This is a genomic window from Paraburkholderia sp. Tr-20389, assembly GCF_017104565.1.
Classification (GTDB): Bacteria; Pseudomonadota; Gammaproteobacteria; order Burkholderiales; family Burkholderiaceae; genus Paraburkholderia.
Genome location: NZ_JAAGPD010000001.1, coordinates 701,348 through 715,405 on the forward strand (window position 1 = coordinate 701,348; position 14,058 = coordinate 715,405).

General features: G+C 65.2%; 13 protein-coding genes. 3 read left to right on the top strand and 10 right to left on the bottom strand.

Features of this window, described 5'->3' with window-relative positions:
• Positions 1 to 14 precede the first annotated feature (14 nt).
• Both kduD and kdgR read left to right on the top strand, forming a co-directional pair.
• The gene (gene kduD, locus G3N95_RS03190) at positions 15 to 785 is read left to right on the top strand and encodes a 2-dehydro-3-deoxy-D-gluconate 5-dehydrogenase KduD (RefSeq protein ID WP_205968485.1); all 771 of its coding nucleotides are present in this window, start codon (positions 15 to 17) and stop codon (positions 783 to 785) included.
• 88 nt (positions 786 to 873) lie between these two features.
• The gene (gene kdgR, locus G3N95_RS03195) at positions 874 to 1,752 is read left to right on the top strand and encodes a DNA-binding transcriptional regulator KdgR (RefSeq protein WP_205968486.1); all 879 of its coding nucleotides are present in this window, start codon (positions 874 to 876) and stop codon (positions 1,750 to 1,752) included.
• 42 nt (positions 1,753 to 1,794) lie between these two features.
• On the opposite strand, the gene G3N95_RS03200 is transcribed toward kdgR, so the two are convergent.
• Positions 1,795 to 1,953, bottom strand: coding sequence for a hypothetical protein (locus G3N95_RS03200; RefSeq protein ID WP_205968487.1), 159 nt, complete (start codon positions 1,951 to 1,953; stop codon positions 1,795 to 1,797).
• Positions 1,954 to 2,140: 187 nt separating this feature from the next.
• Here G3N95_RS03200 and G3N95_RS03205 point away from each other — a divergent pair, with 187 nt between their 5' ends.
• A complete protein-coding gene (locus G3N95_RS03205; protein ID WP_205968488.1) occupies positions 2,141 to 2,851 on the top strand; it encodes a hypothetical protein in 711 nt (236 codons plus the stop codon).
• 912 nt (positions 2,852 to 3,763) lie between these two features.
• On the opposite strand, the gene G3N95_RS03210 is transcribed toward G3N95_RS03205, so the two are convergent.
• From G3N95_RS03210 to G3N95_RS03250, 9 genes are all read right to left on the bottom strand, one after another.
• Positions 3,764 to 5,206 (bottom strand): alginate export family protein, encoded by a 1,443-nt coding sequence (locus G3N95_RS03210; RefSeq protein ID WP_241018180.1) that lies wholly within the window; start codon positions 5,204 to 5,206, stop codon positions 3,764 to 3,766.
• Positions 5,207 to 5,232: 26 nt separating this feature from the next.
• Positions 5,233 to 6,168: a glyoxalase gene (locus G3N95_RS03215; RefSeq protein WP_205968490.1), complete on the bottom strand. Its 936-nt coding sequence runs from the start codon at positions 6,166 to 6,168 to the stop codon at positions 5,233 to 5,235.
• 35 nt (positions 6,169 to 6,203) lie between these two features.
• Entirely contained in the window at positions 6,204 to 6,965 is a 762-nt protein-coding gene (locus G3N95_RS03220) for a YoaK family protein (RefSeq protein WP_205968491.1), read from the bottom strand.
• Positions 6,947 to 7,183: a DUF1427 family protein gene (locus tag G3N95_RS03225; protein ID WP_205968492.1), complete on the bottom strand. Its 237-nt coding sequence runs from the start codon at positions 7,181 to 7,183 to the stop codon at positions 6,947 to 6,949. The genes G3N95_RS03220 and G3N95_RS03225 overlap by 19 nt, the downstream gene beginning before the upstream one ends.
• A gap of 103 nt (positions 7,184 to 7,286) precedes the next feature.
• The gene (locus tag G3N95_RS03230; RefSeq protein WP_205968493.1) at positions 7,287 to 7,949 is read right to left on the bottom strand and encodes a phosphohydrolase; all 663 of its coding nucleotides are present in this window, start codon (positions 7,947 to 7,949) and stop codon (positions 7,287 to 7,289) included.
• A complete protein-coding gene (locus G3N95_RS03235) occupies positions 7,943 to 8,356 on the bottom strand; it encodes a DoxX family protein (protein WP_205968494.1) in 414 nt (137 codons plus the stop codon). The genes G3N95_RS03230 and G3N95_RS03235 overlap by 7 nt, the downstream gene beginning before the upstream one ends.
• 14 nt (positions 8,357 to 8,370) lie before the next feature.
• Positions 8,371 to 10,251 (bottom strand): amidohydrolase, encoded by a 1,881-nt coding sequence (locus G3N95_RS03240; RefSeq protein WP_205968495.1) that lies wholly within the window; start codon positions 10,249 to 10,251, stop codon positions 8,371 to 8,373.
• A 112-nt stretch (positions 10,252 to 10,363) separates the two neighbouring features.
• Positions 10,364 to 10,999 carry a hydrolase gene (locus tag G3N95_RS03245; RefSeq protein ID WP_205968496.1) on the bottom strand — a complete coding sequence of 212 codons (636 nt, stop codon included), beginning with the start codon at positions 10,997 to 10,999 and terminating at the stop codon, positions 10,364 to 10,366.
• Between the two features lie 257 nt (positions 11,000 to 11,256).
• Positions 11,257 to 14,043 carry a winged helix-turn-helix domain-containing protein gene (locus G3N95_RS03250; RefSeq protein ID WP_205968497.1) on the bottom strand — a complete coding sequence of 929 codons (2,787 nt, stop codon included), beginning with the start codon at positions 14,041 to 14,043 and terminating at the stop codon, positions 11,257 to 11,259.
• Positions 14,044 to 14,058: the final 15 nt, after the last annotated feature.

Below are 14,058 nucleotides of genomic sequence, written 5' to 3' on the forward strand. Positions count from 1 at the left end.
GAGAGGAATCGCGCATGACTTCGCAACCGACGCATCCCTTCGACCTCACCGGCAAGGTCGCGCTCGTCACGGGCAGCAACACGGGCCTCGGCGCAGGCATGGCGTGCGCGCTGGCCGCCGCGGGCTGCGATATCGTCGGCGTGAGCCGTTCGGACGACAGCGACACGGCGCAGCGCGTGCGGGCGCTCGGCCGCCGCTATGCCGGCGTGAGCGCCGACCTGTCGAACATCGCGCCCGTCGACGACATCGTGCGCGCCACGCTCGAAGCCTGTGGGCGCATCGACGTGCTGGTGAACAACGCCGGCATCATCCGCCGCGCGGATGCGCTGTCGTTCAGCGAAGACGACTGGGACGACGTGATGAACGTGAACCTCAAGAGCGCGTTCTTTCTCGCGCAGGCGGTCGCGCGCCACTTCGTCGAGCATGAGAAGCGCGGCAAGATCATCAACGTCGCGTCGATGCTCTCGTTCCAGGGCGGCATTCGCGTCGCGTCGTACACGTCGTCGAAGAGCGGCATGCTCGGGCTCACGCGCCTGCTCGCGAACGAATGGGCTGCGCGCGGCATCAACGTGAATGCCATCGCGCCGGGCTACATGGCGACCTCGAACACGGCGGCGCTGCGCGAAGACGAGCAGCGCAACGGCGAAATTCTCGCGCGCATTCCGGCGGCACGCTGGGGCACGCCCGACGATCTCGCGGGGCCGGTGGTGTTTCTCGCGTCGTCCGCTTCGGACTATGTGCACGGCCATACGCTCGCCGTCGACGGCGGCTGGCTCGCGCGATGATGTGAATTGCAGGGCGCTCGCGGTATATTTCGCCGATTGGCAACATCGTTGTGGAAAGACGGCGCGGGACAACCGGCGCGAAAACTTTATGGCAGCTATCGACAAACCCAAGACCACGGCATCGCGCAAGCGGGCCGCCTCCCCGCTGATGTCCGACGCGGACGCCGCCGATAAAGGCGAGTCGCTTTCATCCGTCGCGCGCGTGTTCGCGATTCTCGGCGCGATCGGCGACAGCGGGCAGATCGGCATCAGCGAACTGTCGCAGCGACTCTCGCTGTCGAAGACGACCGTGCATCGCATGCTGCAAACGCTCAAGGCGCTCGGCTACGTGACGCAGGAAGTGGAGACCGAGCGCTACCGGCTCACCGTGCGTCTGTTCGAACTCGGTGCGAAGGCACTGGAGAGCGTCGACCTCGTGCGCGAGGCCGACATCGAAATGCGCCGGATCGGCAACGCGACGCGCGAAGCCGTGCACCTCGGCACCTTCGACGAAGACGCGATCATCTACATTCACAAGATCGACGCCGACTACGGGTTGCGGATGCAGTCGCGCATCGGGCGGCGCAATCCGCTGCACAGCACGGCGATCGGCAAGGTGCTGCTCGCGTGGATGGAGCCCGCCGAAGCACGCGAAGTGCTCTCGCATATCGAGTTGCGCAAATCGACGGCGAAAACGCTGTCGTCCGCCGAGGCCGTGATGAGCATCCTGCCGCAAGTCCGCGCGCAGGGTTATGGCGAAGACATCGAAGAACAGGAGGAAGGCTTGCGTTGCCTCGCCGTGCCCGTCTTCGACCGGTTCGGCCGCGTGATCGCCGGCCTCTCCGTGTCTTTCCCGACGATGCGCTGCGGCGCGGACACGAAGCTGCACTACGTCGCGCTGCTCAAGGACGCGGGTGCCGCCCTGTCGGCCAGGCTGGGTTATCGCGCGCCCGCACCGGAAGCCGCCGAAGTCACGCATCCAGGCTGAAGCGCGGTTTGCGGACGGCGCTCGACGCACTGTGGCCGACCGTCATTTTTCTGCCTCAATCCTTACCGAAATGAACTGCGCTCGCCGGCCCGAACCGGCGAGCATGCCGTTCGCATCGACACCGCGTTTTTCCTCATAGGTAATCTCGCGCGCAATGTGCGTTACATCGCATCCGGCGCGGACGAATACTGGCAAGTTCATTCACATCATGTTGATCGTGCGGACGCAGCGGGACGCGTCCGGTGCCTGGGGCCGCCCCTGGTACATGCACGCGTGCAGCATGGGTGTCGGGAGATTCCGGCGGGTGGCTGGTCGTCATGCGACCGGCACCGGGCTTCCGTACAGAGAGTTGTGTTTGCCGTGTATGACCACCTGCGAGGTAACAACCATGAGAATCAGCGCATTGCTCGGGTCTGCGGCGTTGACCGTGACCTTGAGTCCAGCCCTTTCGCCGGCTACGGCGTGGGCTGACGGGCCGCGGTCAGCCTATGACAGCGGCGGCGTCAGCGAGGCTTCGCTCGATCCGGGCGAAGAGCAGATGACCGCCGATGAAGAGAACAAGGCACGCCTGAAGGATTTGAGCGAGGCCTATCACAGTGGCTACACCGCTCGTGCGAAGGAGGATGCCGAAACGTATGCGTCGTTGCGCGACCAGTTGAAGCGCACGAAGACATCGGTACAGCAACCGCCGCCTTTGCCTGCGGGCGAGCCGGGCGACGACGGTGCCCAGGTGCGGCGGGTGAGCCAGCCGCGGGTTGCCCAGCAGCCATTGCAGGCGGCGTATGAAGATGACGATGCGGCGCCTGTGCAGTATGCGCCTGCTCCTGCGGCCAGGCCTCGTTATCGGGCTGCGCCTGCGCCTGCGATGTATACGCAAGCGCCTGTTTATGACGGGCCGTCGCCGGAAGAGATGGAGACCGTTGTGTTTCAGCCTTATCAGGCGCCGCCGCCCATGCCGATGCCCATGCCCGTGCCCGTGCAATACGTGCAGTCGTATCAGCCTGTATATGTCAGCCCTCCGCCTGTCGTGCCCGTTCAATATGCTTCGGCGTATCCGGTTTATCGGCCGTATGGATGGCGGGGATACGGGTGGAGGTAGGGTCGCCGCTCTGCGGGTTTGCCAATTCTTCGCTGGCATCCGCGTGATGTTCTCTTGCTTCATGCGTTGCCCCTGTGCGGGGCGGCAATTTTGCCTGCGGCGCGGCGTTGCCGGTTTGGTTTTTTGCTTTTGCTTTTGCTTTCGCCTTTGCTTTTGCTTTCGCTGGCATCCGCGCTTCGTCTCTGGTCCGCTTGCGTTGCCCCTGTGCGGGGCGGCACCTACTTTTCTTTGCAGCGGCAAAGAAAAGTAGGCAAAAGAAAGCCGCTCACACCGCCAATCCTTCTCCCTGCCTGCGGGCCCCCAACGGGTCCCGCACTCCATACGGCAACACCCGTTTTAACGCGCGTTGCCAGCGCCTCGAACAGGCGCATCACCCACTCCAGTCACCCGTAGCGCAGCCAGCGGCAGCGAACGGTTTGCGCCGCCCAGGTGGCAAACTGTGTGTAGCTTGGCGCGCCGTACGCGTCGGCGCTCTTACGACACCGATCCCGCTTTTCAGTCCGAAGTGGTGCACTTCCGTCGCGATGGCCTACACACAGTTTGCCACCTGGGCGGCCGTGGACGTCTGGTAACGCGGTCCGCGTCGCGGGAGTGTGAAGCGGGTGATGCGTGAGTTAGCACGCTGGCAACGCGCGCAAACAAGCGCGTTGCCGCGTGGAGCGTAAGAACTGTTGGGGGCCCGCAGGCAAGAACTAGCATTCGCGGTGTTAGCCCGCTTTCTTTGCTTACTTTCTTTGCGGCGGCAAAGAAAGTAAGTGCCGCCCCGCACAGGGGCAACACTAGCAAACCAGAAGCAAACCGCGGATGCCGGCGAGAGACCAAACCCAAACCCGAACCCGAACCCGAACCCACCCCCAACTCCAAAACCCAAAAACCCAAAACCCGGCAAAGCCCGCGCCTCGAAGGCAAAACTCAAAACCCAAACTTCGCCTCAACCCCAACATAATCAGCATTCTTCGCGCCGAGAGCGCGAACAGAATCTCCGACTTGAAAGTGCACAGCTTCAACTGCCAGCGCGACATTAGCGCTAACACTCCAATCAGCGCGAACCTGCGCATACATCCCCGTCCACCGCGTGCCCTTCCCCGCCGTGCCGGGCACCACAGCCGATCCCTGCCCATAGATGGCATCAGCCGTGGTCGCACGCCACTGAAACCCAACCGCAGTCAGCAACGAAACCTTCGGCGTCACCTTGAAGGTAATCGACGGCTTGACGTGAATCAGATTGCTATACCCCGTGTAACCCGCCAGAGTGAAATAGTAGCCATTGGGAAACAGCGGATTAAAAGTCCCAACCCGCCCATCGCCAGGATGGCGATCCCCCGACGCGCCATCCACTTGCAGCCCGATGCGCGGCGTGCCCGGCATCGTCGCCAGCGTATAGCCGCCCAGCATGCCAAACGCCCACGCACCGATCGTGTCCTTGCCCACGTGACCGGTCTGCAGCATCGTTTCAGCGTCCCAATCGAAAGGCAAGACCTTGCCCGCATAACGCACGTCGAACACATCGCGATGCTCCGTGCCCGAAGCATCGAGAAAGCGCGCGTTGTCGCGGTTGTAGCGCGACCAGTACGCGGACAGATCGCCCGGCCCTGTGTTCGCGCGCTCCACACGCACGCCGCTGAACGTCAGATGACGGTTGGACACATCGTCAAATGTCGTCGCGTCACGGTACTGCACCGGCTGCGTCATGTAGCCGATGAAACGCCACTTGCCGATTTCATAATCGGCCCACAGCGCATCGAATGCCTGCCGCACGTTCGGGCCGTCGCGAACGGAGACGAAGCGCTGCAAGTCGAACGCCATCTCCTGACGCCCGACGCGCGCCTTGAACGTGCCGCCGCCCACGCCATAGACGAATGCAACGAACGCCTGCTCGATATCGAGCGGATTCTTGTCGACGGGCGACACGGAATCCTTGCCGAACGGTCGCGCATCCTCGAGCTGGAAAAACGCCTGCACGTGCTGGCCAACACGCGCATCGGCATGCACCTCCGCGCGCTGGATCACGTAGCTGTCCGGCCGCGCGCTGCCGAGGCCGAACAGCGGCGTGTTGTTCAACTCGAAGCGCTCGCGCAGATTCGCGCCAAGCGACAGATACGTCGACGGATCGCCGCCGAGCGGAATGTACTTGAGCGCATCGAACGGCTTGCGCGGCACGCACGGCAGCGCGAGCACCGACCAGTCCTCCTGCCATCGGTTGAACGACAGCGGCGACGGCCGCGTCGCCGTACAGGCCGACGCATTCGCGGCAGGTGCGGATGCGGAAGCATCGGCGGCGAGCGCGTTCGCGCCCTCCACCAGGCCGCATGCGGCAAGCGACGCGCAGGCCGCCACCCTCGTTGCGCGCTTCATCGCGCCCTTCCCCGGCCGTCGCATCGTCACTTCTTCACTTCGTGGATCTCGGCGACATAGCCGCCGGGAAACTCGACCATCGCGGTGCGCCCTTCCACCGTGCGGTTCGCGGGCGACAGCACCTTCACGCCGACGCCTTGCGCCTTCGTGAGCGTCGCGTCGAGATCGGCGACCTGATAGCCCGTCGTCTCGCGGCCGAACGGATACGGCAGCTTGCCGTCCGTCACGAACACGAGCATGTTGCCGAAACCGGACGCGATCCGCACGCGCCGGATCGTCTCGCCGGGGCGACCGATTTCCGCGCCATCGGCATGACGGTCGTCGGACGCGACCTTGCCGTGCGAGAAGCGCACGAAGCGCTTGATGAAGTTGTCGGCCGCTTGCGGCGACACGTACACGCGATTGTCCGGCACCGTTTCGAGCGGGCCGTACGACGGCGCCTTCGTGTGCCAGTACAGCTGCATATAAAGACCGCCCGGCCACTGGATGACGGCATCCTTGCCGATCGGGTCGTCGAAGGTATCGACGATCACGTCCGCGCCCGCCGCGCGCGCAGCACGCACTGCCTTGTCGATATCCGTGACGAGATAGCCGGTGCGCTCGCTGCCGAACGGATACGGAACGGGCGTCTGGAACGCGAACACCGACAGCATGCCCACAGGCGTCTGCACGTATTGCGACGCTGTCTTGCTCGGCGTCGGCGTGACCGTGAACACGGCACGCTGCGAAGCCTTGCCGCCGAAGGTCGCGACGAAGCTGTCGACGAATGCGTCGATGTCCTGGCTCGACACATACACGTGCGTCGTGTCGTACTGCGGTCCGACGGACACGACGGGCGAGGTCTTGCCCGCGTTCTGATGGTCGGCTTCAGCGAATGCGGGCGTGCCCGCCAGCGTCACGCCGAGCGCCGCGATCGACACGACCACGGCACGCAACAATCGATACATCTTGACGGTACTCATGAAAACACTCCTTGCAGGTAATGGATGCGGCGCGATCAGGTTCGGGATGAGCTTCCCGATGGTGAAGCGCCCGTGTGTCTCGACAGCACCGCGAGCACGCATAGCGCGGCGAGCGGCAGCAGCAGCGCCCAGAACGACGCGAGCAGATAGCCCGCCGCGCCCGCACCCGCGCCGATCGCGAATCCGGCGACGGGCGGCAACGTGCGCACGAGGCGCGTGCGCGCCGCGTGCCGTGCTTTCGCGTCGCCGGGTGAAAACAGCAGATCGAAGGCGTCGATCACGGCCTGCGTGACGTTGCCCGTCATCACCGTGTTCGCGACGACGGAGCGCGCAGTCAGACGGCCATGCGCGTTCTGCACGCCCATCGCCGCCGCGCCGAGCAGGCCGCAGGCAATCGTCAGCGGCGCGTCGGCGTCGGCGATCGGCACGGCCAGCACGCCCGCCACCATGAAGCCCGCGAGTAACACCGCCTGCATCGCATACAGCGCGCAGGCACGCACGCCATGTCCTCGCGCGAGCAGATGGTTGTCGAGCACGCGGGCCAGCACGATCCCCGCGACGAACGCGGGAAAGGCCAGCCACTTGATCAACAGCCCCTTCCCTGCACCCGCCAGGCCCGAGCCGATCAGGATGAAGTTGCCCGTCACGTGCGCGGTAAACAGGCCGAACAACGCGACGAAGCCCAGCGTATCGACGTAGCCCGCAATCGTCGCGAGCCATGCGTCCTCGCCCGGCACATGATCGGGTTGCGCCGCGACCCGCGCGTCCGCGCCCGCGCTCACTTGTCCTTGCTGCATGACGAAGCTTGCGTGTTGCTGGTGACGGCCGGCGCGCTTTGCGTCTGCGCATCGGGCGTGCGGATCTGCGCCTGCACGAACGGAATCGCATGCTCGCCGATCACGATGCCGAGCAGGCCCGCCAGCGCGATCAGCGGCGGCGCGGGCGACTGCACGCGCACGAGGTAATACAGCAGGCCGACCACGAGGCCCGCGCCCAACGAAATCAGATAGGACATGGCTCACTCCTCGCGCGCCGCATCGATTCGCGAGCGCGCTTTGCTTCGGTTTTCATGGCTTCGCTGTGCGTCCCATTGCTTGCCCGATATCGACGATGCCGCGCTAGTCGCGCCACGGCGAGCCGAGGATCAGTCCGCAAAAGTTCGTCCGGCAGAAGTTGGGATCGACGCGTTCCAGCACATCGGCGCTCATCGTGCCGAACGTCGACATGGGGCGATGCATGACGCCCCGTCCGATCGCTTCGATCATGCGTTCCTTGAATCGGATGCCGCGCGGCCACGCGGCGACGATCTGGTCGCGCTCCGCCTGGGACCACGCGTCGAGGTTGTCGGCGAACAGATCCGCGCGAACAGCCGACGCCAGCACGCGTGTGAGCGGCGACATGTACGCGGGCAGTCCGGGCGTCGTGTGCAGCGCGATCGCGCACCATACGTCGTCGAGCACGCCGGACGACGCGCCATCGCGCTGCATGAACGCACGCGCCGCATCGGCGCCGTCGATCTCGTAGCGCAGATTCGAATGCGCATACGCCGCGCTCAAACCCATGTTCGTGTACATGGCCGCGACGTATAGCGTCTCGGGCTCGCATGCGACGCGTTCCTGCCGCGCCGCCAGCGCGGCGAACACGAATACGCGCGACGCATGCGCAGTCACGACATCGGGTAGCGACGCGTGCGCGGCTTCCGCTGCGGCAATCGCCAGCGGCGTCTGCGGAATGCCGATGCCGGCCACTTCGACGCGTCGTGCCGTGCGCGCGTTCAGCATGATCGTTCCCGCTGCCCGGACGCATGCGGCCGCAGCGCAATGCGGTAACGCCCCGCGCCGCCGATCGCGAGCGTCCCGAACATGATGAGCAGCATCCACGCGAATTGCCCCTGATCGAGCGTCCATTCGCGATGCACGAGGCCCAGCGCGACGATGCTGACCAGCATGATCGGCACCGCGGCGAGCCGCGTCGCGATGCCGGCGATCATCAGCAGCGGACAGACGACCTCCGCGAAGATCGCGAACGCGAGCGTCAGCGTCTTGCCGAGATGCAGCGGATCTTCGATCGCACCGAGCTGGCTCGTGTAATGGAGCGCCTTCGGCAATCCATGCACGAGCAGCACGAGCACGCTTGCAGTCACGCGCAGAAACAGCAGCGCGGCGTCGGGGGCGGAAAAGCGGTTCATCGCGTGCAGATGCCTCAGAACGCGAAGCAGCTGCAACCAAGCGCGCCCCAGAACGAGTTCGCGTCGCTCGCGGGTACGTTGCTGCGCCACGCCCACGCATGCGCATGACGATGCACGCCGCACAGGTTCACGCACGCGTCGTTGCACGACTGCGCGAGCGGCGCGGCGGCGGGACGGTAGCGCGCATAGCCGCCGAATTCCGCAACGGGAGACCAGGTCGGGCTCACGGGCAGCGCGGGCGGAGCGAAGGTTTCAAACTCGTCGACGGCATAGACGATGCGGCCGTTCACCACCGTCATCACCGACGTCAGATGCTTGATCGCTTCTTCGTCGACCGTGAAGAAGTCGTCGGACAGTACGGCGAAATCGGCGAGTTGCCCCGGCACCAGCGCACCCTTGCGCGTGTCGTCGTTCGAGAACCATGCGCTGCCGACGGTATATCGGCGCAGCGCCTCCATGCGATCGAGCCGGTCCTGCGCGGCATACATCGGCGTGCCGCCCACGGTGCGTCCCGACACCAGCCAGTACAGCGACACGAACGGATTGAAGCTCGCCACACGCGTCGCGTCGGTGCCCGCGCCGACGGGCAGTCCCGCCGCGAGCATCTGCCGCACGGGCGGCGTGCGCGCCGCGGCTTCCGCGCCATAACGCGCGATGAAGTATTCGCCCTGATACGCCATCCGGTGCTGGATCGCGATGCCGCCGCCGAGCGCGGCAATGCGCTCGATATTGCGTTGGGAAATGGTTTCGCAATGGTCGAAGAACCAGCGCAGCCCATTGAATGGCGTGTCGATGTCGACGCGCTCGAACACATTGAGAAAGCGTTCGATCGATTCGTCGTAAGTCGCGTGCAGCCGGAACGGCCAGCGGTTTTGCACGAGCAGGCGCACGACGGCTTCGAGTTCGCTTTCCATCGCGTCGGGCAGATCGGGGCGCGGCTCCAGGAAATCTTCGAAGTCCGCTGCGGAGAACACGAGCATTTCGCCCGCGCCGTTCACCTTGAGGAAGTCGTCGCCGTCGCCGGGCTTCGTGACCTTGACCCACTTCGCGAAGTCTTCGATTTCCTTCTTCGCGTTCTGCGTGAACAGGTTGTACGCGATGCGCACCGTCAGTTCATTGCGCTTCGCGAGCTCCATGATGACCGCGTAGTCGTCGGGATACGCCTGATAGCCGCCGCCCGCGTCGATCGCACTCGTCACGCCGAGCCGGTTGAGTTCGCGCATGAACTGACGCGACGAATTCATCTGGTCTTCGAGCGGCAGCTTCGGGCCTTTGGCAAGCGTCGCGTACAGCAGGCCCGCGTTCGGGCGCGCGATCAGCATGCCCGTCGGATTGCCGCGGCGGTCGCGCTGGATTTCGCCGCCCGGCGGATTCGGCGTGTCACGGTCATAGCCGACGGCACGCAGCGCCGCCGCGTTCAGCAGCGCGCTATCGTAAAGATGCAGGATGAAGACGGGCGTGTCGGGCGCGATCGCGTTGATCTCTTCGAGGGTCGGGCCGCGCTTCTCCGCAAACTGGAATTCGTTCCATCCGCCGACCACGCGCACCCATTGCGGCGCCGGCGTGCGCGCGACCTGCGCGCGCAGCATCTCGAGCGCATCGTGCAGCGACGGCACGCCGTCCCAGCGCAGTTCGAGATTGAAGTTGAGACCGCCGCGAATCACGTGAAGATGCGAGTCGTTGAGACCCGGAATGACCGTGCGGCCCTTCAGGTCGATGCGGCGTGTGGCATCGTTCGCCCATTGCATCATGTCGTGATCGTTGCCGCTCGCGACGATCTCGCCTTTGGACACGGCCAGCGCCGTCACGAACGAACGCTTGTCGTCCTGCGTCGCTATCTTGCCGTTGTAGATCACCAGGTCCGCAATGCGGGCGGGCTGAATGGGTGCGGTCATCGTCGCTCTCCGTCAAACGTAGTCAGGCCGGGGTCAAACGTTCCCCGACGCGCGACGCCATGAACGCCGCGCGTGAGGCACTACTGGAAGTGCTAAAGGCTTTCAGCCCCGATCAGCCCGCCTCGCTCGCGTGCTCGCCGAGGATCTGCTTCGCGTAGCGCACGCCGATGCCGTACGCGCTGTGCGCCTTGAAGATGTCCATGCAGCCTTCGTACGTTTCGCCGCGCGCCCAGTCGCGTTGCAGTTCGCACATGAACTGCAGCGAGTTCATCGGCACGGCGCCCGCCTGCACGATGCGCTGCACGGCGCGCTCATGCGCTTCTTCCGTGATATCGCCGCATGCGTCCGTCGGCACGTAGATCTCGAAGCCTTCCTTGAGCATCTGAATGGTCGGGAAGGTCACGCACACTTCCGTCCACAGACCGGCGATCACGATCTTCTTGCGGCCCGTGGCCAGGATCGCTTCGCGGAAGCCCTTGTCTTCCCATGAGTTCATCGACGTGCGGTCGATCGGCTTGAGTTCCGGAAACACCGCCTGCACTTCGGGCAGCAGATGGCCGCTGAACGAGTCGGCGGCGATCGTCGTCAGAACGGTCGGCACCTTGAAGAGCTTCGCGCTCTTCGCGAGGATCTGGACGTTGTGCAGAACGTTGGTACGCTCGTGCGAGTGCGTGCCGAAGAACATCTGCGGCTGATGGTCGATAAGCGCGAGCGCGCACGTGTCGGGCGTCAACAGTTCATAGGCCATGAGTAGCTCCATTTCGCAAAGATGCGAGAGACCCGCACGGTTGCCTGGCAGCAACCGCGCTAGCGTCCGGTTAGTAGTCGGATAAGTCGACGTTGCATCGGCGATGCGGATGCGAACGGCTTCGTCGCGCAGCTCAGGCGCGAGTTTCACAATGCCGCTTGGGCACTACGACCTGGGAGAAGATTAGTGACGGGCGGACTTAAAGTCCTGATGACGGCCTTAATCGTTATTAAAGGCGCTTGATTAAGCCTGTGTGATCAGGCGCGAGACTGAATGGCGACGACGTGCAGCGGTGCACGCGTGTTCGACGCATTGCGCGTCGTTGCTCGCCCGGCGCCATTGCGCTGCCCGCATTCGAGCGAAGCCGCGAACCAGCGTTGCGCCTCGTCATGACGGCCGAGCGCGCGCAGCACGTCGCCCTTGATGCGGCACAACTCGGCGTTGTACCAGCGCTCGCCGTTGTCGTCGGCATGATGCAGCGCCTGTTCGATCGTATCGAGCGCGTCTCTTGCGCGCGCTTCGTTCGTCATCGCGACGGCGAGCTGGCCCAGCAACGGCGAGAGCTGCGCAAGATAAGCCGTTGCGCGCAGCATGTCGATCGATACGGCGAGCCGCTCGACGGCGGCGCTTCCCGTTTCCATCAGCGTCATGAGCCATGCTTCATAGCACGCGCAACACGCACTCCAGATCGTGAAGCCGAAGCGCGTGGACAGTTCATGCAGCACGTCGATGCCATGCCGCGCCGCCGCGCGATCGTTGTTCAGCAGCGCAATCGGCACCAGCGCTTCGACGAGCACATAGCAGGTGACCATTTCATGGTCATACTCGACAGCCGAATCGAAGCAGCGCGCGGCGAGATCGTAGGCATCGTCGCGTTGTCCCTGCACCCAAAGCACGCGCGCGAGCGTCGCCCGCGCGACGATGCCGTGATCGACGCGGAAGCCCGTCATGTGCCAGCGGCTCAGCGGCTTCGCTTCGTAGGCCGAGATCATCCGTTCGAGCAATTCGCGGGCGCGGCACTGGTCGCCCGTATAGTGCAACGCGATGCCTTCGACGCGATCCGCGAGAACGGCGAGCGTCGCATGGCTGCCGCTGCGCGCGAGATCGCCGAAACGGCGCGCCAGCATCAGCGCATCTCGCGCGCGTCCGGCGTATTGATGCCAGTTCCACACGCCCCAGCGCGCGCGTGATGCATAGTCGGGCTGACCGGCCCGCACTGCTTCATTCAGCACGAGCGTCCAGGCTTCGCGCGTTTCCGTCAGCGGACCTTCTGCATAAACGAGGGCCGCCGCCAGCGCCGACACCAGCCTCAGGCGCGTCTCGACACCGACGGTCGTGTCGTCCTCCTCCCGCTCCGCAATGAGCCGCAGTGCAGCGCGCGCACGGCTGCAACACTCGTCGACGAGCGAGAGGTCGTAGAGATAAGGCACGGTGACGGCGGCAAGCGCAATGCCCGTCGCGTGATCGCCGCGTGAGCCGAGCGTCCAGTCGAGCGCCGTGCGCACGTTGCCGAGTTCGCGCGTGAACTCGCCGAGCCATTCGACGACGGGCCGTTCGGCCCAACGCTTCTGGGCCGTTTCGAGCAGTTCGAGAAACAGCGTCGCGTGCGCGGCGGCGGCACGCGTGCGCTCGCCGTTGTCGTCGAGTTGCTGCTGCGCATACGCACGCGTCGTTTCCAGCAAACGATAGCGATAGGACGAGCCCTCGAAGTCCGTCGTCAGCAGCGAACGCGATACGAGGCCGCTCACGGCGTCGAGTGCTTCCATGCGCGCGAGCCCGGCGTGCCCTGCCATCGCACACGCGGCATCGAGCGTGAAGCCGTTGACGAAAGTACCGAGCCAGCGCAGCAGCTTCTGCTCGTCCTGGCCGAGCAGCCGGTAGCTCCAGTCGAGCGTCGCCTTGAGCGTCTGATGGCGCGGCAATGCCGTGCGCCGCCCGCCCGTGAGAATGCGGAAACGGTCGTCGAGATGTTCGGCCAGCAGGCCGATGCCGAGCACGGCGGCGCGCGACGCCGCCAGTTCGAGCGCGAGCGGAATGCCGTCGAGGCGGCGGCACACTTCGCCCGTCAAGTAAATGGTGCTGTCGTCGAGCGAAAACTGCGCGCCGTCTGCCTGCGCGCGTGCCAGAAAGAAGCGCACGGCGTCCGTGCGCAGCACGCCGGCGCCCGGTTCGTTCGCCGTCGGCACGGACAGCGGCGGCACCTGATACACGATCTCGTCGCGTACGCGCAGCGCCTCGCGGCTCGTCGCCAGCACGCGCATGCGGCTGCCCGCGCCCGTCAGCGCCTCGGCCATCGCCGCGACGATCTCCAGCACCTGCTCGCAGTTGTCGAGCACCACCAGCGCGTCGCGCTCGCGCCATTCCGCGGCGATCTGCGCGAGCGCCGTGCGGCTCGCCGACAGACGGCTGCCCATCGCGAAGGCGAGTGCATCGAGCGCCGACTGCGCGTCATACACGGCGGCGAGCGGCACGAACACCACGCCATCGGCGAAATCCTGCTGGACGGCATGCGCGACTTCGACGGCAAGGCGCGTCTTGCCGATGCCGCCCGTGCCCACGAGCGTCACGGTCTGATGTTCGCGCAACGCGCTTTTCACACCGTCGAGCGCGTCCCGGCGGCCGATCAGTTCCGGCACGCGTACAGGCAGCGGCCGGCGCACGGGCCGGGCGGCCGGGCTGTTGACGGGCAGGCCGGCGTCCGCACTTTCAGCCGATGGTTCGCTTGCCGGTGCTGCGTGCGCGCCGGTGTCCGCCTGCAAGATCAGACGGTAGCCGCGTCCCGGTACGGTAGCGATGCGCTCGCGCTCGTCGCCGAACGCACGGCGCAGCGCGGAGATATGAACCTGAAGATTGTTCTTTTCGACGACCGTGGTCGGCCAGACGGCGCGCATGATCTCTTCTTTCGATACGACATCGCCATCGGCGGCAATCAGCAGCGCGAGAATGTCGAATGCGCGGCTGCCGATCGGCACCTTCCGCCCATCGAGACGCACGTCGCGATGATCGAGTGAAACCTCGAGTTGACCGATCCGGATCGTCGTCATCTGATGGGGTGATGT